Raw genomic sequence first — 20,767 nt, 5'->3', positions numbered from 1 at the left:
AGCAGGGGCGCCACCGAGCAGCGCCTCAAGGAGATCGCCGCGGAGGCGCTCAAGGAGGTGTACTTCCAGGTTGGCGGCCGTCGCGCCGGACCGATGGAGGAGGTCCGCTTCACGGACATCGAGCACCTTGAGTTCGACCTGTAGCAGCCGGTGCCCCGAACGGTCAGCGTGCCCGCACCAACTGGTGCGGGCACGCTGACCGTTCGGGGCACGGAGAAGGCGGCGGCGGTTGTCGGTGGTGCGGTCTACTTGGCCGTATGGGCCAGCCATCCTGCCCAGTCACACCTGCTCCCCGGAGCCGAGGGGAACTCTGCGGACCGGATTCGCCAACGGTGTCTTCCATCTGCCAGGGACGGGGAGCGGTCGATCGTAGGGCTCCTTCATGAACGGCCACAGGGCGGCGCCGGTACCGATCACGGTCGCCCGGCCTACGACGACGGCACCGACGCGGCGGCCGGTGGTGGCGAACAGTCTTCCTCAGCAACGCAAGCAGCGCCTCGAGCTCCCCGAAGGAGCAGAGATTGTGAGCCTCACGGCGGATCTGTCCAGGTAGAAGCGTCGCGGTGCAAGGCTGTCAGGCGTGAGGAGAGCCACCGGCGAAGGCCTGCGGCTGCTGCATGATGCTGCTCCTGGTCCTGCTGCTGCCCCGGTGTCGAGGGTGGCTTGCGTGGTGTCGTGGGTGCAGCATGCAGCGCAGCATTCGCACGGTCAGGCGGAGGACGGCTCGGCGCAGCAAGCAGGCCAGCAGAAGACCGGCATCGCCACCTTCGTGATGCGCGGCAAGCAGTACCTGGTCGCCCTGCGCGCGCAGGAAGAGGTGCTGGTGCTCCACACCCTGCACTGGGCCGACGAGGTCCGCGACCCGCACCAGAAGCTGCCGGTGCTGCCCGGCCGCGCCGACGCCCAGGGCAGGGAGCTTGACACCGCCCGCCAGTTGATCGGCTCCCTCTCCATCGACTGGAACCCGAAGGACTACCACGACACCTGCGAAGAGAAGGCCAAGGAGCTGGTCGACGCCAAAGCCAAGGGCAAGGAGATCGTCAGCGAGGAAACCCCACCGCAGGCCGCCAACGTCATCGACCTGATGGAGGCCCTGCAGCGCAGCGTCGAACAGACCCGCAGCTCCAGAGACAAGGCGCCCGAAGATCAAAAAGAGAAGAAGACTGGGACTCGGAAGCCGGTGCGGAAGGCCACAGGGAAGTCGGCTAAGAAGACGACGGCCAAGACGGCCCCGAGCAAGCGGGTAAGAACGTCCACCAGGGCACGCGATCGCGGCCTCGGAAAGCGCGAGTTGAGGCAGCTGAGCAAGACGGAGCTGTATCAGCGCGCCAGTGACGAAGGCATCCCCGGCCGGTCGAAGATGAGCCATGAGGAACTGGTCGGCGCCCTGGCCCGGGCCGGGCGCCGCCGGAAGAAGATGGCCGCGTAGTAGGCCGGCGCCGAACCAGAGCAGGAGCAAGGCCACTTGCGTGCTACCGCTCCGATGTCACGATTCGCTGGCGGCTCGAGCGGCGTAGGACTTGGCGACAAGGTCCTCCACCAGCCTGCTCTTCGCTGCCGAGTACGCCGCCCTGCCCTCGTGGTCGGCAGGGAACTGCTTCGCCAGGGCCACCTTCAACGCGCTGTAGCGCCGTACTTCGTCGCGTCGCTGACGCAGGTAGTCACGGAGCAGGACGTGATCAAGGTGGGGCTTTGAGTCTGCGACCACGCCGTACAGATGATGTACGGGGGCCGTGGGCGGGGCTTGGAAAGCCTGCCGTCCCGGAATTCCCAGGTCGCCTTCGTGCCGATAGCCCTGCCCGGCGAGTCGGGAAATCAACGCGGGCATGAGGGCCTCGTCGGACACCACGATGTCCAGGTCGATGATCGGTTTTGCGGCGCACCCTGGCACAGCCGTACTGCCGACATGCTCGATGGACACAGCAAGATCCGCGACGTGAGGTGCCAGTCGCCGCCGCAGGTCCTGGAACCGCTCGGGCCAGTTGGGGTCGTAGTCACTGACCACGATCAGGTGCGTCATATCGGCAGTCTTGCAAAGGCACAACGAGCCTGCGCAGTCGTGGCGCGGGAACGAGCATGTGCGTTCAGACGTGAGACAGGAGCCGTTCTACGCTGGCCTGCAGCGCCGCTTCGTCCGCGCAGGGCGGGTTTGCGCCGGGGACGGAGCAGGTCTGGGCGGCGACGCAGGCGGCGAAGGCGCAGGCTTCTGTGACGTCTTGGAGGCTCAGCCCGTCGAGCCGGCCGCCGAGGTGTCCGAGGGCGGTGAGGCGATGCAGCAGACCCGCGGCGAAGGAGTCCCCGGCGCCGACGGTGTCGACGACGTCGACGGCCGGGGCCGGGACGGTGACGCGGAGGCCGTCGAGGGAGGCGAGGGCGCCGCGTGAGCCGATGGTGATGACGACGAGGCGCGCGCCGGCGGCGTGCCAGGTGTCGCAAGCCTCTTCGGGGCTGGCGTCGGGAAGGAGCAGGCCGAGGTCGTCCTCGCTGAGGCGGAGGATGTCGGCGAGGGCGCACCAGCGTGGGAGCCGTTCTCGGTAGGCGGAGGGCGGCACGAGCAGGGGGCGGACGTTGGGGTCGATGGACACGGTGACGTGTTCTCGTGCCTTGGCAAGGTGGTCCTCGATGCGGCTGCCGCCGGGTTGGCGTATCAGCGCCAGGGAGCCGGTGTGCAGGCAGACCGTGTCGTCGTGCGGGGTGCGGGCGAGTTCGTCGGCGGTTTACTGCCAGTCGGCGGCGCTGTCGGCGTGGAAGGTGTAGGTGGCCTGGCCGGTCTCGTTGAGGGCGGCGACGGCGACGGCGAGGGTGCTGGGCTCGGGGGCGGTCACGCTGCCGCTCAGGTCGACGCCGGAGTCGCTGAGGCGGGTGCGGAAGAGCGTGCCGAAGACGTCATGGGAGAGCCGCGCGAGGAAGCGGGTGGGGGTGCCGAGCCGGGCGAGGGCGACGGCGGTGTTGGCGGGGCCGCCTCCCGGCAGGACGCGCAGGGCGAGTTCCCCCGGGCCGGATAGGGCGGGGGCGGTGAAGGCGTCCGCGACGCACTCACCGAGAACGGTGACACGGCTGGGGGTCTCGAGTCGAGCCATGGTGACGGTCTGCCTCTCTGGAAGCGCGCGGAGATGCCGCGGTTCCGCGCGTGGGTTTCGGCCGGTGCCCGGCGGGCCGGGCGTACGTACGGGGGAAGGACATCGGGCGGCGGCCTGATGCAGCCCATGCCTAGGTATTGACATGCGGCGCGAAACGCCCGTAACTTCCTCGCAACCTAGCACTAACGCGCGTTATTAAAGCGCGAAACTGGAGGCGATGTCGTGCCTCCGGCGGTCGAAGGGGACGGGAAGTGGCCACAGACAGCGAAGGTGGCCTTGCTGACCACGGTCCCCTTCGTCCTAAGAAAGGACATCGAACATGGACTATCGCCATCTGGGCGGCAGCGGGATGCTGGTCAGCGCCGTCGCCTACGGGAACTGGGTCACCCACGGGTCACAGGTGGACCAGGAGGCGGCCACGGCCTGTGTACGCGCCGCACTCGACGCCGGCATCACCACCTTCGACACCGCCGACGTCTACGCGGAGACCCGGGCGGAGGAGGCACTGGGCGCCGCCCTCAAGGGCGTGCGCCGCGAAGGCGTCGAGATCTGCACCAAGGTCTACTTCCCGACCGGGCCGGGGAAGAACGACCGTGGCCTGTCACGCAAGCACATCATGGAGTCGATCAACGGCTCGCTGCGCCGCCTGGGCACGGACTACGTGGACCTGTACCAGGCGCACCGCTACGACTACGCCACTCCGCTGGAAGAGACGATGGAGGCCCTCGCCGATGTCGTCCACGCGGGCAAGGCGCACTACATCGGCGTCTCGGAGTGGAAGCCGCAGGAGATCAGGGCCGCGGCGCAGCTGGCGCGGGAGCTGAAGATCCGCCTGGTGTCCAACCAGCCGCAGTACTCCCTGCTGTGGCGCGTGATCGAGCCGGAGATCGTCCCGGTCTGCCAGGAGCTCGGCATCGGCCAGATCGTGTGGTCCCCGCTCGCCCAGGGGGTGCTGACGGGCAAGTACAAGCCGGGGCGGCAACCGCCGTCCGGTTCCCGCGCCACCGACACCAACGGTGGCAGCGACGCGGTGGCCGGATGGATGCGCGACGAGGTTCTGGCCCGGGTCCAGGAGCTGGTTCCTCTTGCCGCCGAAGCAGGCATGTCCCTGGCGACGCTGAGCCTGGCGTGGGTGCTGCGCAACACGAATGTCTCTTCGGCCATCGTCGGAGCGTCCCGGCCCGAGCAGATCGTCGAGAACGCCAAGGCGGCGGACGTCACGCTGGACGACGAGTTGGTCAGGCGCGTGGATAAGATCCTCGATCCGGTCGTCGAGCGGGATCCCGAGCGCATCGACGTGTTCGCCGAGCGGCCGTGAGCCGCAGCCACCGGGGCCCGGCGGCGAGGCCACAGCCATGCCGTTGCCCTGGCGGGCCGCCCTCGCGAGGTGTCGCCCCGCCTCCAGAGGCGGCACCGAGGAGGCGTCTGATTTCCGTCCCTCTTCGTTACCCGGCGATGTATTGACATGCCGCATAAGGCGGCCGTAACTTCCCAGAAATACAGAAGTAACGCGCGTTACTAAAGCGCGAAACCGGAGGGGTCACGACGCACCTCCACCGACCGAAGGGGACTGAAAGTGGCCACCAACAAGACGCAGCGCGTGACCATGAGCGATGTGGCTCGCCGCGCGGGAGTCTCGAGGACCACGGTCTCCTTCGTCCTCAACGACAAGCCCGGCGCAACCATCCCCGACGAGACCCGTCGGCGGATCCTGGAGGCCATCGACGAGCTGGGCTACCGGCCCAACGCCGGGGCGCGGGCACTGGCCGCCAACCGCAGCGGGTGGTTCGGTCTGATCACCGAGATCGTGACCGGCCCCTTCGCCGCTGAGGTGATCACGGGCGCGCAGAGCCGCGCCTGGAGCGACCGGAGGTTCCTGCTGATCGCCGCGAGCGAGGGCGATCCCGCCCAGGAGGCTGCCGCGCTCGACCAGATGCTGGAGCACCGCGTGGAAGGGCTGCTGTACGCCACGACCTGGCACCGGGCCGTCAGCCTGCCGAAGGCCGCCCGCGAGGTTCCGACGGTGCTCGTCAACTGCTACGACGCGGAAGGGGAGCTGCCCTGCATCCTGCCCGACGAGGTGTCGGGCGGATACAAGGCGACCCGTCGGCTCCTGGACGCCGGGCACACGCGCATCGGGTTCATCAACCTCGACCCGGCGATCCCGGCCGCCGTCGGCAGGCGCGAGGGGTACGAGCGGGCCCTGCGCGAGGCCGGGATCACCCCCGACCCGTCCCTGGTCATCGCCGGCTGGGCCACCGCCGACGGCGCCTACACCGCCGCCTGCGAGCTGCTGGACCGCCCGGCCGCCGACCGGCCGACCGCGCTGTTCTGCGGCAACGATCGGATGGCGATGGGCGCGTACGACGCGATCAAGGAACGTGGGCTGTGCATCCCGCACGACGTGGCCGTGGTGGGGTTCGACAACCAGGAACTCATCGCTGCCTATCTGCGGCCGAAGCTGACGACGCTCGCTCTGCCCTTCGAAGCGATGGGCACCAAGGGCGTCGACATGCTCGCCGCTCTCGCAGCGGGGCAGCCGCTCGACACCCGCCGGGTGACGATCGACTGCCCGCTGCTCGAACGCTCGTCGGTCTGACCGCGAATCAGTCCGCCGAGTAATCCCATCCCGTCTTCGTCCTGTGTGTTGAAGAGAGGAAAAGAGTCTTCATTATGGCACCCTCCATAGCCTCACGGCGGCTGCGGACCGCCCTGAGAGCGGTCACCGCGACCGCCGCCGCAGCCCTGGTCCTGTCCGCTTGTACGGGTGGCTCGGGCGCCGCCGGCGCCGGTGACACCTCCGGCAACCAGCTGCTCACCATCCCGCGTGAGGACCTGGCGACGTTCACGCGCAACTTCAACCCGCTCTCCCCGCAGGCCGCCCCGATGACCCTGCAGGCGATCTACGAGCCGCTGGTCGTCCACAGCATGTCCAACGCCAAGGACACGCCGTGGCTGGCCACCAAGTGGGAGCAGGCCAAGGACGCCAAGTCCCTCACCTTCACGCTGCGCGAGGGTGTCAAGTGGTCGGACGGCCAGCCGCTCACCGCCGACGACGTCGTCTACACCTTCCAGCTTCAGAAGAAGGTGCTGGGCGGCTTCGACTACCTCGACCAGGTCACCGCGGTCGACGCCCACACGGTGAAGTTCTCCTTCAACAAGCCTTTCTCGCCCGCCTTCTACGAGATCGGCGGCCACTACATCCTGCCGAAGCACATCTGGTCCAAGGTGAAGGACCCGGCGACGTTCACCAACCCCAACCCGGTCGCCACCGGCCCGTACACCCAGGTGGAGAAGTTCCAGAGCCAGTCGTACGACCTGCGCAAGAACCCCGACTACTGGCAGCCCGCCAAGCAGCAGATCGCCGGCATCCAGATGCAAGCCTTCTCCGGCAACGACAGCGCCAACCTCGCCTTCACAGGCGGTGAGGTGGACTGGACACAGACGTTCATCCCGAACATCGAGAAGTCCTTCGTCGCCAAGGACAAGAAGCACAACCACTACTGGTTCCCGGCCACCGGCGCCATGATCAACTGGCAGCTGAACACCACCAAGGCCCCCTTCAATGATGTGGCGGTGCGCAAGGCCCTCAGCATGGCGATCGACCGCGACCAGATCACCAAGGTCGCGATGAACGGCTACGCCGAACCTGCCGACTGCACGGGCCTGGGCCGCACCTACGACACGTGGCGCGACACCTCTCTCGCCTCCTCCTGCACCTGGACGAAGTACAACACCGACGCGGCGGCGAAGGCCCTGGACGCGGCCGGCTACAAGGAGAGCGGCGGCAAGCGGCTGCTGAAGAACGGCAAGCCCTTCACCCTCGACATCTCCGTCGGCTCGGCCTCCTCCGACTGGATCTCGGTCGCCAACATCATCAAGCAGGACCTTGCGAAGGTCGGCATCATCGCCACAGTGAAGACGCCCGACTGGTCGGCCGTCTCGGCGTCGTACAACACCGGAACCTTCGACACCGGCATCGTGTGGAGCAACAACGGCGCCACGCCGTACGAGTACTTCCGCGGCGTGATGTCGACCAAGATGCTCGTGCCGGTCGGCAAGCAGGCCACCGAGAACTACCACCGCTTCGGCGACAAGAAGGCCGACAAGCTCATCGACGCCTTCGCCGCCGCCACCGACGAGAAGACGCAGCGCGAGCAGATGAACGGCCTGCAGGAGCTGTACAACGAGGACGCGCCCGTCGTCCCGCTGTTCACCGGCCCGGAGTGGGGCGCGTACACGGACGCCCGCTTCACCGGCTGGCCCTCCGAACAGAACCCGTACGCCACCCTCGGCAACCGCAACGGCAGCACGATCCTCGTGCTCACCTCGCTGAAGCCCGTCAAGGGCTGACGCCCGCGCGGACCGGCGGCCGCCCTCCTCACCGGGACGGCCGCCCCCGCTCACCGCGTCACCGTTCATCCCCCCACCGACAGGGAGCACGACCCGTGCGTCTGATCCTGCGCAACCTGGGGTTCTATCTGCTCGCCTTCTGGGCCTCCATCACCCTGAACTTCGTTCTCCCGCGCTTCATGCCGGGCGACCCGGTCTCCCGGATGTTCGCGCAGGCCCAGGGCACGATGCAGCCCGACCAGATAGCCCAGCTGCGGAAACTCTTCGGCCTCGACCACCGCCCCCTCTGGGAGCAGTACCTCAACTACATCAAGAGCGTCTTCACCGGCGACCTCGGCATCTCCATCACCCGCTTCCCGACCCCGGTCTCCGACGTGATCGGCCAGCAGATCGGCTGGACCCTGCTCCTCGGCGGCGTCGCACTCCTCATCGCCGCGGTCCTGGGCAACCTGCTCGGCATCGTCGCCGCCTGGCGGCGCGGCGGGGTCCTCGACTCCGCCTTCCCGCCCCTGCTGATCTTCGTCGGCTCCTTCCCGTACTTCTGGCTGGCGATGGGCGCCCTGTACCTGTTCGGAGTGAGCCTGGGCTGGTTCCCGCTGCGCCACGCCTACGACGTCGGTCTGACTCCCGGCTTCAACGGCGCCTTCATCTCCAACGTCGCCACCCACCTGGTGCTGCCGGCGCTGACCATCGTGCTGGTCTCCATCGGCGGCTGGATGCTCGGCATGCGCAACACCATGATCGCCACGGCGGCCGAGGACTACATCACCATGGCCGAAGCCAAGGGGCTCAGCCCCTCACGGATCATGTTCCGCTACGCCGCCCGCAACGCGCTGCTCCCCTCCGTCACCAACTTCGGCATGGCGCTCGGCTTCGTCGTCGGCGGCGCCCTGCTCACCGAGGTCGTGTTCGCCTACCCCGGCATCGGCTACCAGCTGCTGATGGCCGTCCAGGGCCTGGACTACCCGCTGATGCAGGGCATCTTCCTGACGATCACGGCGGCGGTGCTGCTCGCGAACTTCCTCGTCGACCTCGTCTACGTCCGCCTCGACCCGCGCGTCCGCGTCCGCTGAAGGGGGCTGCCGACATGACCGCCATCGAGATCGCGACGGCCACCACGCCGACAACCCCGGTGCGCGCTTCGCGCCGGCGCGGACTGCTGCGCCAGCTCATCGACAGCAAGAAGGCGCTGACCGGGCTGATCCTGCTCGCCGTCTTCGCGCTGCTCGCCCTGCTCGCTCCCGTACTCGCCCCGGGTGACCCGTCCCTCATCAACTCCACCGGCAGCCAGGCCCCGTCGGCCGCACACTGGCTCGGTACCACCGCCAAGGGACAGGACGTGCTCGCCCTCACCCTGTGGGGCGCACGCAGCTCCCTCTTCGTCGGGTTCACCGTCGGGCTGGCGGCGACCGCGGTCGCCATCCTCGTCGGCCTCGCGTCCGCTTACTTCGGCCGGATCGTGGACGACGCCCTGACCCTGATCACCAACATCTTCCTGCTGCTGCCCGGGCTGCCCCTGCTCATCATCCTGGCCGCGTTCCTGCCGCCCGGGACCTCCACCGTGATCCTGGTGCTCGTCGTCACCGGCTGGGCGGGCTCGGCCCGAGTCCTGCGGGCTCAGGCCAAGTCGATCCGGGGCAAGGACTTCGTGGCCGCCGCCGTCGTCACCGGGGAGCGCCCGCTGCGGATCATGTTCCGCGAGATCCTGCCCAACATGGCGTCGGTGGTGATGACCACGCTGCTCGGCTGCGTGATCTTCGGCATCGGCGCCCAGGCCGGCCTGGAGTTCCTCGGCCTCGGCGACAGCAGCGTCGTCAGCTGGGGCACCAACCTGTACTGGGCGAGCAACGACGGAGCGTTGATGACCGGCACCTGGTGGGCCTTCGTCCCCTCCGGGCTGTGCATCGCGCTCGTCGCCTTCGCGCTCGCGCTGGTCAACTACGCGGTGGACGAGATCACCAACCCGAGGCTGCGCAGCCGCCGCGCCCGGCGTGAGAGGAGGGGCTGAGCCATGGAACCCGTACTCGAGGTGAGCGGCCTGCGCGTCGAATACCGGGGCGACGGACGCACCGTCGTGGGCGCCGACGACGTCTCCTTCTCCATCGGCGCCGGAGAGGTCTTCGGCCTCGCCGGGGAGTCCGGCTGCGGCAAGTCGACCATCGCCAACGCGGTGATGCGGCTGCTGAAGCCCCCGGCGGAGATCACCGCGGGCAGTGTCCGCTTCCAGGGCCGCGACGTCCTCGCCCTGGACGCACGGGAGCTGCGCGCCTTCCGGTGGCGGGAGATCGCCATGGTGTTCCAGTCGGCGATGAACTCCCTCAACCCCGTCCTGACCATCGGCGAGCAGATCGTCGACATCTTCACCACGCACGAGCGGATGAAGAAGCGGGCCGCGCGGGAGCGGGCGGGCGCGCTGCTTCAGCTGGTGGGCATCGATCCGGGGAGGCTGAAGGCGTACCCGCACCAGCTCTCCGGCGGCATGCGCCAGCGCGTGGTCATCGCCATGGCCGTCGCACTGCGCCCCCGATTGCTGATCATGGATGAGCCGACCACCGCGCTCGACGTGGTCGTGCAGCAGGAGATCATGGCGCAGATCCGCGACCTGCAGCGGGAACTGGGCTTCTCCATCCTCTTCATCACCCACGACATGTCCCTGATGGTCGAGCTGTCGGACCGCATGGGCGTGATGTACGGGGGACGGATCGTCGAGCTCGCCGACGCCAAGGAGCTGTTCGCCGATCCTCTCCACCCGTACACCGAGGCGCTGATGAACGCCTTCCCGCCGCTGACCGGCCCGCGCAGGGAGCTCACCGGCCTCTTCGACGCCCCGCGCACCGCTGACAGCTGCGGTTTCCACGTCCGCTGCCCCGAGGACCGGTCGAACTGCTCCATGAACATCCCCGACCTGCGTGAGGTCGCGCCCGGCCGCTGGGTGGCCCGCAGTTCCGAAGGAGGCGCCCGATGACCGAACCACTGCTGTCCGTCCGCGGTCTTACGAAGGACTTCCAGGTCGGCACTGTCTTCTCCCGGCGCCGTGTCCGTGCGGTCAACGACGTGTCCTTCGACCTGCCGGCCGGCCGGATCACCGCCCTGGTCGGCGAGTCCGGCAGCGGCAAGTCCACCATCGCCCGCTGCCTCGCCCGCCTCGAACAACCCTCGGCAGGTCAGGTGCTGCTGGACGGCAAGGACGTCCTGCGCACCGAGCGGCGCCGGGCCTCACGGGCGTACCGCCGCAAGGTCCAGATGGTGTTCCAGGACCCCTTCGGCTCGCTCAACCCCGTGCACCGCATCGAGCACTTCCTCACCCGGGCGCTCGTCCTGCACGGCCGTCCCGCCACCCCCGAGGCGCTGCGCGAGCTGATGACGACGGTCGGCCTGACCGAGGACATGCTGCAGTCCTACCCGCACGAGCTCTCCGGCGGCCAGCGTCAGCGCGTCGCGATCGCCCGCGCCCTCGCCGTGGAGCCCCGGCTGGTCCTCGCCGACGAACCAACCTCCATGCTGGACGTCTCCGTGCGCGTCGGCGTACTCAACCTGATGCGGCGCCTGCGCGACGAGCGGAACATCGCCATGCTCTACATCACGCACGACCTGGGCTCCGCCCGCTACCTCGCGGACACCACGATGGTCATGTTCGCCGGCGAACTCGTCGAGGGCGGCGACGCACTGGCCGTCATGGACGCCCCCGCCCACCCCTACACCCGGCTGCTGCTGTCCGCCGTGCCCGACCCCGAACGGGCCGGTAGCTACGACCCGGCCGAGCGCGCCCGGCTGCGCGAGGAGATCCTCAACCCCACGTCCTGCCCGTACGACGACGGCACGTGCAGCCGCACCGAGCCCGTCCGCCACATCGTCGGCGAAGACGAGGGCCGGCCCCACTGGGTGCGCTGCCACCTGCGCGCACCCGCCTCCGACATCGCCCGCCGCGTGCTCAAGGCCACCGACAGGCCCACCGGCGAGGCCACCGACGACACCGAGAAAGCGGAGACCACCGCCGCATGACCCACGACCTCACCCTCCCCTCCGGCACTCCCGTCGCCGAGGGGCTGGCCGAGCGCGCCCTGCGCGACCCCCACCGCCCCCGCTTCCACTTCACCTCGCCCGGCGGCTGGCTCAACGACCCCAACGGGCTAACCCACTGGAAGGGCATCTACCACCTCTTCTACCAGTACAACCCGCTCGCCCCCGCCCACCACCGCATCCACTGGGGCCACGCCACCAGCACCGACCTCGTCCACTGGACCGACGAACCGGTCGCCCTCGTCCCCGGCACCTCCGGCCCCGACCGCGACGGCTGCTGGTCCGGCGTCCTCGTCGACGACGCAGGAGTGCCCACAATCATCTACTCCGGCCGGCACGGTGAGCACGAACTTCCCTGTGTAGCGAGGGGATCGGCAGACCTGAGGTACTGGTCCAAGGACCGGGCCAACCCGGTCATCACCGCCCCGCCCGCGGGCGTCGACATCACAGCCTTCCGCGACCACTGCGTATGGCGAGAGGGCCAGGTGTGGCGGCAGCTGATCGGCTCAGGCGTGCGAGGAGTCGGGGGCACGGCCTTCCTGTACGAGTCGGACGACCTGCGCAGCTGGCGTTACGTCGGCCCCCTGCTGACCGGCGACGCCTCGCAGAACCAGGGCGAACTCGACTGGACCGGCACGATGTGGGAGTGCGTCGACCTCTTCCGGATCGGCGAGAGCGAGGAGGCCGACGGCACCGACGTCCTCGTCTTCTCCGCCTGGGACGAAGGCACCACCCACCACCCCCTGTACTGGACCGGCCACTACCAGGACGACACCTTCACCCCCACCGCCCTCCACCGCCTCGACTACGGCGGACGCTACTTCTACGCCCCCCAGTCCACCCGCGACGAGCACGGCCGCCGCATCATGTTCGGCTGGCTCCAGGAGGGACGGACGGACGAGGCGAACGCACAGGTCGGCTGGTGCGGCGTGATGTCCCTGCCGAGGGTCGTCACACTCGGCGAGGACGGCCGCCTGAACCAGGCCCCGGTCCCGGAACTGACCCAGCTGCGGCGGGAACGCGTAGAAGTGGCGGCGGGCCCGCTCACCGACCCCTACACCCGGCTGCACCCCGTGCGCGGAGATCAACTCGACATCGAGACGACTCTGCGCCTCGCCCCCGGAGCGAGGGCCCGGCTCGTGGTCCGCGAGACACCTGATGGCGCCGAGCGCACAGTCGTGGAGGTCAGCAGAGCGCACGACGGAACGGGCGGCATCCTCCGCCTGCACCGAGAGAACAGCAGCCTCGACCCGACCGTCGACACTGAACCCCGGTACGGCGAGCTGCCGCTGGATGCCGACGGCCGTGTGGACCTGCGCGTCCTCGTCGACCATTCCGCACTGGAGATCTTCGCGGGCGGGCGGCCACTTGCCGCCCGCATCTACCCCACCCGTCCGGACGAGGCCGTCGGCGTCGGCATCGGTGCCGACGGCGACGTGACCCTGGAGCGGTTCGACGCCTGGCAGATGGCGTCGGCCTTCACCGAAGGACCCCGGCCCCTGTGGCCGTGACGGTCTTACAGCCGGCTGCGGCCCGGGGGGTGGACGTCCCCCCGGGCCGTGGCCCACCCTTCCCTGCCTTTCCCTCAGGAGCCGCCATGAGCGTGTCCCGCCGTACCCTCCTGCTCGCAGGAGGCACCGCCGCCACCCTCCTGCCTCTCGCAGGCATCCTCCCCGCGGCACAGGCCGCCACCCCGAGCGCCGCCGGAGCACCCACCGTGCCCATCCCCGACCCCGTCCCCGTCACGGGCACGTGGACCCGCACCTCCGACAGCGGTCAGAAGGTGACCGCCGGCACGCGCGAGAGCGCGCTCGCCCTGTCCGAGCAGCAACTCGCGTCCAAGGGCACCTACACGGCCCGCATAACGCCCCAGTCCGCATCCGCCGTAGGCGCGCTGGTGTTCCGGGCCGCCTTGGACGGCTCTGCCGGATACGTGGCCGCCCTCGACCCGGGCCGGGCCCGCATACGGCTCTACGACCTGGCGAGCGGCGACACACTCGCCACCGCACCTCTGCCGGGCGCGACGACCGCAAGACCCTACGACCTCGAAGTGGCCGTGGACGGGGCGGAGCTGACGGTGTCCGTCGACGGCAAACGGCTCCTCCACGCCGAGGACCACCGCCACGACACCGGCTCGGTAGGCCTGCTCGCCCAGGGCGGCACCGTCACCTTCGGTCTGCCCTCCCTCACCGCCGTCACCACCAACCTCACCGGCTGGACCACGAGCGGCGGCACCTGGACGGCGACCCCGCTCGGCTGGCGCGCGGACCCGTCCCAGGCATCCACCGCCCGCGCCGTCACCACGACCCGGGCCTACGACACCGCGCTCCAGGCCGACCTGCTCCTGCACGGCACCTCAGCGGTCGCCGAACTGCTGGTGCGTACTGACGAGGCGGCCACCGGCGGCTACGGCGTCCAAGTGGACCCGGGTCACGGCAGGCTGAGGCTCTACCGCATCGACGGGAACGTCACCCTCGGCATGTACACCACCACCATCAAGGCCGACACGGTTTACCGCCTACGCGTCGAAGCCGAGGGCACCGAACTGCGCGTGCACTGGCAGACCAACTTCCTCTCACCCGACGGCTACAGCCCCGTCATCACCGCCCAGGACTCGACCCACACGACGGGCCGACTCGCCGTCACGGCAGCGGCCGGCGCGGTATCCTTCGAGAACATCGCCGCCGCCGACCTCGTCACCAGCGTCCAAGGCTGGACGGCCCGCTCCGGCACCTGGACCCCCGACCGGCGCGGCATCCGCGGCGAGAACGGCCTGCGGACGGCTCCCTTCACCGACGGCGACCTGGTCGCGAGAGCCGACATCACCCCCGTCGGCACCTCGTCCTCAGCTGGTCTCATCCTGCGCGCGGCCGCAGACGGCTCCGGCGGCTACGAGGCACGCCTGGAAGCCGGCCGGAACGCCGTCGTCCTGCTGGACCGCTCCTCCGGCGCCCGCCTTGCCTCCACTCCCGGCCCGGTCCGGCCCATCGCGTCCGGCGGCACCTACCGCGTGGAGGCCCGGGCGACGGGCAGGACGATCGAGGTGTACGTGGACGGCGTCCAGGCGCTGAAAACCCGCGTCTTGCGCACCACGGGCGCCACCGTCGGCACCACGGCCGCGCACGGGACGTCGTACTTCCAGAACGTCGAGGTCCGCAGCACCGCCGACTACCTCACCGAGCCGTACCGCCCCACGTACCACTACTCCCAGCTCACCGGCTCCACCAGCGATCCCAACGGCCTGGTGTACTACGACGGCGAGTACCACCTCTTCCACCAGGACCAGGGCCGCTGGGCGCACGCGGTCAGCACCGACCTCGTCCACTGGCAGGCCTTGCCCATCGCCCTGCCCTGGAACGAGTACGGCAACTGCTGGTCGGGCTCGGCGGTCGTGGACGCGGACGACACCTCCGGCCTCTTCGACGGCGGCTCGGGCCTGATCGCGTACTACACCAGCTACCACCCGGACAAGCCGGGCGGAAACGCCAGCGTACGTATCGCCTACAGCAAGGACAAGGGCCGCTCCTGGCAGTGGCACGGCGGATCTGCCTCGGCCGTCCAGAACCCGGGCGGCCCCGACGCCGGCTGGACCTTCCGCGACCCGAAGGTGATCCACGACCAGAAGCACGACCAGTGGCTGATGGTCGTCTCCGGCGGCGACCACGTCCGCTTCTTCACCTCCACCGACCTCCTCACCTGGACCCACGTCAGCTCCTTCGGCTACGGCGACTGGGTCACGCCGGGCGTCTGGGAGTGCCCCGACTTCTTCCCCCTCCCGGTAGACGGCGACGAGAACCGCATCAAGTGGGTCCTCACCCTGAGCACGGGCGCCGTACGCGCCACGAACGGCTCGGCCGCCCAGTACTTCACCGGCGACTGGAACGGCACCAACTTCACTCCAGACCAGAGCGCCGGCACGACCTTGCGCGCCGACTCCGGCCGCGACTACTACGCCGCCATGTCCTACTACGGCCTGCCCGACGGCCGCCGCGTCTGGCTCGGCTGGATGAGCAACTGGGACTACCCCTTCAGCGCCCCGACCGGCGCCTGGAACGGCCAGCTCAGCATCCCCCGCGAACTGACCCTCACGGACACCGCCGACGGGGTACGCCTGGCGCAGCGCCCGATCCCTGAGCTGACCGCTCTGCGCACGTCCACCACAACCCGCAAGGACCTCTCCGTCGGCCCGAACTCCGCGAACCCGCTCGCGGGCGTGACGGGCATCGCCTACGAAATCGAGGCCGAGATCACCCTCGGCACCGCCACGGAGATCGGCTTCAAGCTCCGCGCCGACGACGACCAGCACACGACGGTCGGATACGACGCCGAGGCGAACCAGCTCTTCGTGGACCGGTCGGAAGCGGGCCTGAGCGACTTCACCCAGTACTTCGCCGGCCGCACGACCGCACCGATGAAGCCGGCCAGCGGCCGGGTGACCCTGCGCCTGTACGTCGACTCGTCATCGGTAGAGGCATTCGGCGCCGACGGCCGGGCTGCTGTCACAAGCCTGATCTTCCCCACCCCGGTCGCCGACGGTATGGCCTTCTACGCCAAGGGCGGCACCGCGCACATCGAGTCGCTCAAGGTGCATCAACTGACAGGCATCTACCGCCTCGTGGACCAGGTGAAACCGCTAGTGGCCGCCCCTGCCGGCGGTGCGTTCCGCTCCGACCTCGGCGAGTTGACGATCACCCCCGCAGGCCACTGGTCCACGGACAGCGCGGGCCGCGCCGGAACCTTCGACAAGGACTCCACCGCCATGTCGGCGCGCACGGCGACGGACCTCGACTTCACCACCCTGGTCCGGCTCGGCGACCCCGACCCTGACACCGGTGGCGCCCTCTCCCTCCTCTGGCGCGCTTCCTCCGACGGCACCAACGCCTACTGCCTCAACATCGACCCCGACCTACGGGTGATCCGCCTGGTCGCCAAGGCCAACGGCTACTTCGACGACGGCGCCGCCCTCGCCCGCGTCCCGGCCCTGGTCCGCCGCGGCACCACCTACCCGGTTCGCATCCTCGCCCAAGGCGACCGCATCCAGGTGTTCCTCAACGGCGAGCAGATCATCAACGTGACGGACACGACGTACACCAACGGACACATCGGTCTCAACATGTTCGGAGGGAGGGCGGCGTACCAGGACACGTACGCCAAGGAGCTCTGATCTCGGATCAAGCCGTCCCAGTAAACGATGGGCGGGATGGGCGGCGGGGTGCTGCCGGGGATCGAGGGGCATTCGCCGGTGTTGCGCGTCGCCGCCGCGCCCGTTGCCGACTGTGCGGCGGCTGGCAACGGGCGGAAGCAACTCCCCGGCCGCGACCGCGACGTCGGCTGCCGTCGTCGGACCGACCATGAACGCAGGCCTACGCGTCGGGGGCCTGGTGCAAGTCGAGGAAGAACCGCAGCCGAACACCGGGTTCGCCGGGCTCCCGAATCGCACGGTTCGCCGGCGCCCCAGCGCGTGGCGAGCAGCTCCTGGACCGCGAAGGCGGTCTCGTCATCGGCGGCCACGACCTCCGCCGCCGCTGGCTGCGGCTCGCAGCTGCCACGGCGGTGGTACTTCGCGACCTCGCGGCTGTCATGGGTCGGTACATCCCCAACTGGCTCACTGCACCCCGGCCCTGATCAGCCGCCTCGCCAGGTCTTCGCCCTACACACGCGGCATTGAGGGCCACTCCTGCGCGCTACTGGGCGTGCGCTGGGCAGCGTGTCCTCGTACGGTTTTCAGTGCCCGGCTCGGACAGGACCGGCAGGGCTTGGCGGTCCCGTGCCCGGTCGCACGTTGCATGGGACCGCCCCGAGGAGTAACTGGCCGCGGCAGGGTGGGGTGCCCCTGTCGTCCCTATCCGGTGGCCCCGCTGCGGTCAGGCGAGCTGCTGGCGGTCAGTGCCTCCCGGGCTGCGCCCTGCTGCCCTTCGTCGTGAACATCCCGACGCACGGCGGCCACCATCACGCCTCCCAAGCGCTGCGCGCTGTCGCGTGCAGAGGTCAGACGGTGCGAGCGGCCCGGTAAATACCTGCAGGTGTCGCGCGTGTGGCGTAGGGTGGTGTCACCGACGCGGGGTGGAGCAGCTCGGTAGCTCGCTGGGCTCATAACCCAGAGGTCGCGTGGTTCAAATCCCGCCCCCGCTACGAGCAAAGGGTCCGGCAACAGCCGGGCCCTTCCCCGTTTGCTCGGCTGTTAAGAGGTCATCTCATTTGGTGCGCTTACCAGGGCGGTGAGGGCCCTGGTGGCGGAGGCGGCGAAACCGTCTCGGAGCGCCTCAAGATCAGATAGCGTGCGCGACTATGGGTGAACTGATAGTGATCAGGCACGGCCAAACCGAGTGGAGCCTGTCGGGCCAGCACGCTGGACGGACCGACGTCGCGCTGACCGCTGCGGGCGAGGCCGCGGCCAGTGCTCTCGCTCCGAGACTGGCCCACCGCCGTCTGGTCGCCGTGTTCACTAGTCCACTGAGCCGCGCCATGCGGACAGCTGAGCTCGCTGGCCTGACCAGTGCCAAGCCCGATCCCGACCTGCTCGAGTGGGACTACGGCGGCTATGAAGGCCTAACCGCCGAGCAGATCCGCGAGTCAAGGCCGGGCTGGGACCTTTGGCGCGACGGCGTGATTCCAGGCGACGCCGACCACCCTGGCGAGGAGCTCTCGCAGGTGGCCGCGCGCACGGACGCGGTGCTGGACCGCGTCCGTCCGCTGCTGAGCGACGGCGACGTCGCCGTGGTCGCGCACGGGCACCTGGCGCGTATCCTCAGTGTCCGCTGGCTCGGCCTCGATGCGGCCTCGAGCCGACTGCTCGGCCACCCGCATCCGGGCACACTCAGCTTCCTCGCCACGGAGGACGGGCAACCCATCATCTCCGCCTGGAACGTCCCGTAGCCCGAGCCCGCCACGTCACATCTGACGCGCGAGGCGCCGGAAGCAGATCAGCGCCCCAGCAATGCCGGCGAAGGCAAGGAAGTGCTCGGCCTTGCGTTCGTAGCGGCGGTGCAGTCGGCGGCACCCAGCGAGCTAGGAGACGGTGCGCTCGACGGTCCAGCCGTTGGGAGGACTCGACGCCCTTGCGGGCGATGCGCGGGGTTATGTGGCGGGCGCGGAGCCATTGTCGCAGGTGGTCGTAGTCGTAGCCCTTGTCGGCATGAAGCTTGGCAGGACGCCGTCGGCGTGGTCCGCGTCTGGAACGGATCGGCGGGATCCCGCGCACGAGCGGCACCACACCAACGACGGCAACCGCAAGACTCAAATCCAGCACGCCGTCAGCGGCGCAGCCGGCGACACCACCACCTACACCTACGGGCAATCCGCCGACCCCACCAAGCGACCCGACACGCTGACCAGCACCATAGCACTGGGTGTCGACGGTGGTTCCGTTGTCCTGGCTGTCTACGGACCTGGTGATGTTGCCGGCCGGGTCGTAGGTGTATTTGGTGTCGTCGACGGTGGCCGGTGCGGTGTAGCGCTGGGTGTTGTTGACCTCGGTGACGTTGCCGGTGTGGTCGTCGTAGCTGTAGCCGAGGGCAACCTGCTCATCCAAACCGACCCCACCGGCAAGAAGACCCTCTACCTGCCGCACCTAGCAGCGTCACCGGCCTCGCCGGAACCTACACCTACGCCTACGCCTACTCCTCCAACACCGAACTTCCGAAGAGCATCAGCTACCCGGCAGCCGGCAGCCTGCCCGCGGAAACCGTCAACGCCGGCTACAACGTCTACGACCTGCCCAACTCCGTCGGCGGACTGAACACCTACACCGCCTCCACCAGCTACGACGCATACTCCCGGGTGCTCAGCACGACCCTCGGCCTGCGAGCCAGTGGATCCTCAGCCGACCCGAGACGCTGACCGAGATCGAGCAGCTCCGGCTCAAGGCCGTCCTGGCCAACTGCCCTGAACTCGACGCCCTGACCGGTCATGTCCGGTCCTTCGCCCAGATGCTCACCGAGCGCCAGGGCGAACGACTCCCGCAGTGACTCGACGCCGTCCGCCAGGACGACCTGCCCAGCCTCCACACTCTCGCGGCTGGCATCGACCGAGATCGCGACGCGGTCATCGCGGGCCTGACCCTGCCCTGGAACTCCGGCGTCGTCGAAGGACACGTCAACCGGATCAAGATGCTCAAGCGCCAGATGTTCGGTCGCGCTGGCTTCGCACTGCTCCGCAAGCGGGTCCTCCTCGCCCCGTGACCGATGTCAGTGGCTCCTGGAACCATGCCTTCGTCCGAGACAGCCGTATCAGGAGCCATGCATGGGAACGTGGGGAACCGGACCATTCGACAGCGACCTCGCCGCAGACTTCGTCGATGAACTCGAGGGACTCACCCACCAGCAGGTCATCGACGTGCTGGAGCGGGCATTCCAGCGAGTCACCGACTCGGGAGAACGCGTCGATGGCGGAGACGGGGTCGAAGCCGTTGCCGCCGGCGCTCTCGTCGCCAGCACTCTCCCGGACAGCCCCATCGTGCTTGACCCCGATGACGGCCCCAGGGAACCGCTGCCCGAACTGCCAGCCTCACTTGGCGCGTCGGCGAGACTCGCACTGGACCCGGGTTCTCCAGGACGGATCAGAAATGGCAACCGGCTGGGTGGACAGCGCCGACGCCGACCAGTGGCGCCAGGAAGTGCGACAGATACTCGAAGCACTCGAAACACCCACTGATCACTAACCGTGACCGCTTCACGGAAGTCGTGCCAGAGCCTGGGGAAGAGCAGCACTTCGACAGCGGTTCGGGAGGCAGGCAACAGCCGGCGGAAGGACCCAGATGTTCACGAGTTTCGACGGCACCGGGGGCTTCTTGGTAGTGCCGTTGCTCAGGGCGAACCCCTTGGGGACGACCTCTTAGCGCCGGTGCCAGACCAGTGTTTAGCGCCAGAACAGTCGACGGCGTAGCCGCGCGCCGGGCAGTACGTGGCGGGCATCGCGAACGATGTCGGGGAAGCTCATGGTCGCTGGCTGGGTTCGGGCGGTCATTGAGGCTGGCTGTGGGGGCCTTGCGGTCCTGGCGCTGGGTGGTGGAGCGGAGTATCGGTTGGATCATGATGCACCGCCGCCTCGCCCGCGACTACGAGACCCTCACCGCCAGTTCCGAGGCCATGATCCACATCGCCTCGATCGACAACCTCGCCAGGCGCATACCGGACGAGACGACACCCACCTGGCGAGGAACGTACTAGGATGTAAAAGGCAATCTGCCCACTTCAAACGCCCTGTTAGCGAAAACCTCATCCGTGGTGGGAGGCAGTGTGAGCGTGCAAGGGATCTTGGTGTTGTCGCTGGGAGTGGTGCTCTGCCGTGAATGCCGAGAACCGCGGGAGCATGAT

The 20,767-nt window shown here is 68.9% G+C and carries 14 protein-coding genes, 1 tRNA gene and 6 pseudogenes; 16 read left to right on the top strand and 5 right to left on the bottom strand.

Annotated elements, in window-relative coordinates:
* Positions 1 to 24 precede the first annotated feature (24 nt).
* Positions 25 to 144: pseudogene (locus N8I84_RS00400) on the top strand (telomere-protecting terminal protein Tpg); the annotation flags it as partial.
* A 535-nt stretch (positions 145 to 679) separates the two neighbouring features.
* Complete coding sequence (locus N8I84_RS00395) at positions 680 to 1,429, top strand: Ku protein (protein ID WP_263227278.1); 750 nt, start codon at positions 680 to 682, stop codon at positions 1,427 to 1,429.
* 57 nt (positions 1,430 to 1,486) lie between these two features.
* Here the strand turns inward: N8I84_RS00395 and N8I84_RS00390 are convergent, their stop codons facing one another.
* A complete protein-coding gene (locus N8I84_RS00390; protein ID WP_263227277.1) occupies positions 1,487 to 2,020 on the bottom strand; it encodes a GrpB family protein in 534 nt (177 codons plus the stop codon).
* Between the two features lie 64 nt (positions 2,021 to 2,084).
* Positions 2,085 to 3,080, bottom strand: a pseudogene (locus tag N8I84_RS00385) (carbohydrate kinase family protein).
* A gap of 319 nt (positions 3,081 to 3,399) precedes the next feature.
* On the opposite strand from N8I84_RS00385, the gene N8I84_RS00380 reads away from it, so the two are divergent.
* The 9 genes from N8I84_RS00380 (at position 3,400) to N8I84_RS00340 (ending at position 16,617) form a co-directional block, all read left to right on the top strand.
* A complete protein-coding gene (locus N8I84_RS00380) occupies positions 3,400 to 4,398 on the top strand; it encodes an aldo/keto reductase family protein (protein ID WP_263227275.1) in 999 nt (332 codons plus the stop codon).
* Positions 4,399 to 4,656: 258 nt separating this feature from the next.
* On the top strand, positions 4,657 to 5,679 hold the full coding sequence (locus N8I84_RS00375) for a LacI family DNA-binding transcriptional regulator (protein ID WP_263227273.1): 1,023 nt from the start codon (positions 4,657 to 4,659) through the stop codon (positions 5,677 to 5,679).
* Between the two features lie 74 nt (positions 5,680 to 5,753).
* On the top strand, positions 5,754 to 7,433 hold the full coding sequence (locus N8I84_RS00370; RefSeq protein WP_263227271.1) for an ABC transporter substrate-binding protein: 1,680 nt from the start codon (positions 5,754 to 5,756) through the stop codon (positions 7,431 to 7,433).
* A gap of 95 nt (positions 7,434 to 7,528) precedes the next feature.
* The gene (locus tag N8I84_RS00365; RefSeq protein ID WP_263227270.1) at positions 7,529 to 8,506 is read left to right on the top strand and encodes an ABC transporter permease; all 978 of its coding nucleotides are present in this window, start codon (positions 7,529 to 7,531) and stop codon (positions 8,504 to 8,506) included.
* A 14-nt stretch (positions 8,507 to 8,520) separates the two neighbouring features.
* Entirely contained in the window at positions 8,521 to 9,441 is a 921-nt protein-coding gene (locus tag N8I84_RS00360) for an ABC transporter permease (protein WP_263227269.1), read from the top strand.
* Between the two features lie 3 nt (positions 9,442 to 9,444).
* A complete protein-coding gene (locus N8I84_RS00355) occupies positions 9,445 to 10,398 on the top strand; it encodes an ABC transporter ATP-binding protein (protein ID WP_263227268.1) in 954 nt (317 codons plus the stop codon).
* Entirely contained in the window at positions 10,395 to 11,435 is a 1,041-nt protein-coding gene (locus tag N8I84_RS00350; RefSeq protein ID WP_263227267.1) for an ATP-binding cassette domain-containing protein, read from the top strand. Before N8I84_RS00355 ends, N8I84_RS00350 begins: the two co-directional genes overlap by 4 nt.
* Positions 11,432 to 12,964: a glycoside hydrolase family 32 protein gene (locus tag N8I84_RS00345; protein WP_263227265.1), complete on the top strand. Its 1,533-nt coding sequence runs from the start codon at positions 11,432 to 11,434 to the stop codon at positions 12,962 to 12,964. Before N8I84_RS00350 ends, N8I84_RS00345 begins: the two co-directional genes overlap by 4 nt.
* Before the next feature lie 86 nt (positions 12,965 to 13,050).
* Complete coding sequence (locus tag N8I84_RS00340) at positions 13,051 to 16,617, top strand: GH32 C-terminal domain-containing protein (RefSeq protein ID WP_263227263.1); 3,567 nt, start codon at positions 13,051 to 13,053, stop codon at positions 16,615 to 16,617.
* 199 nt (positions 16,618 to 16,816) lie between these two features.
* On the opposite strand, the pseudogene N8I84_RS00335 reads toward N8I84_RS00340, so the two are convergent.
* Positions 16,817 to 16,967: pseudogene (locus N8I84_RS00335) on the bottom strand (DUF6207 family protein); the annotation flags it as partial.
* A gap of 543 nt (positions 16,968 to 17,510) precedes the next feature.
* On the opposite strand from N8I84_RS00335, the gene N8I84_RS00330 reads away from it, so the two are divergent.
* Together N8I84_RS00330 and N8I84_RS00325 are read left to right on the top strand one after the other, a co-directional pair.
* Positions 17,511 to 17,585 (top strand) — tRNA-Met (locus tag N8I84_RS00330).
* Between the two features lie 156 nt (positions 17,586 to 17,741).
* The gene (locus tag N8I84_RS00325) at positions 17,742 to 18,329 is read left to right on the top strand and encodes a histidine phosphatase family protein (RefSeq protein ID WP_263227262.1); all 588 of its coding nucleotides are present in this window, start codon (positions 17,742 to 17,744) and stop codon (positions 18,327 to 18,329) included.
* Between the two features lie 15 nt (positions 18,330 to 18,344).
* Here the strand turns inward: N8I84_RS00325 and N8I84_RS00320 are convergent.
* Positions 18,345 to 18,663, bottom strand: a pseudogene (locus N8I84_RS00320) (IS5/IS1182 family transposase); the annotation flags it as partial.
* Between the two features lie 781 nt (positions 18,664 to 19,444).
* Here N8I84_RS00320 and N8I84_RS00310 point away from each other — a divergent pair.
* Complete coding sequence (locus N8I84_RS00310; RefSeq protein WP_449334052.1) at positions 19,445 to 19,633, top strand: hypothetical protein; 189 nt, start codon at positions 19,445 to 19,447, stop codon at positions 19,631 to 19,633.
* 61 nt (positions 19,634 to 19,694) lie between these two features.
* Complete coding sequence (locus N8I84_RS42950) at positions 19,695 to 20,105, top strand: DUF4259 domain-containing protein (RefSeq protein ID WP_390898813.1); 411 nt, start codon at positions 19,695 to 19,697, stop codon at positions 20,103 to 20,105.
* A 204-nt stretch (positions 20,106 to 20,309) separates the two neighbouring features.
* Here N8I84_RS42950 and N8I84_RS00305 read toward each other — a convergent pair.
* Positions 20,310 to 20,438: pseudogene (locus tag N8I84_RS00305) on the bottom strand (SAM-dependent methyltransferase); the annotation flags it as partial.
* 11 nt (positions 20,439 to 20,449) lie between these two features.
* Between N8I84_RS00305 and N8I84_RS00300 the strand changes: the two are divergent.
* Positions 20,450 to 20,620 (top strand): annotated as a pseudogene (locus tag N8I84_RS00300) (IS5/IS1182 family transposase); the annotation flags it as partial.
* Between the last annotated feature and the right edge of the window lie 147 nt (positions 20,621 to 20,767).

It is taken from the genome of Streptomyces cynarae, assembly GCF_025642135.1.
GTDB lineage: Bacteria > Actinomycetota > Actinomycetes > Streptomycetales > Streptomycetaceae > Streptomyces > Streptomyces cynarae.
This window is presented reverse-complemented; position numbering and strand designations above follow the sequence as displayed.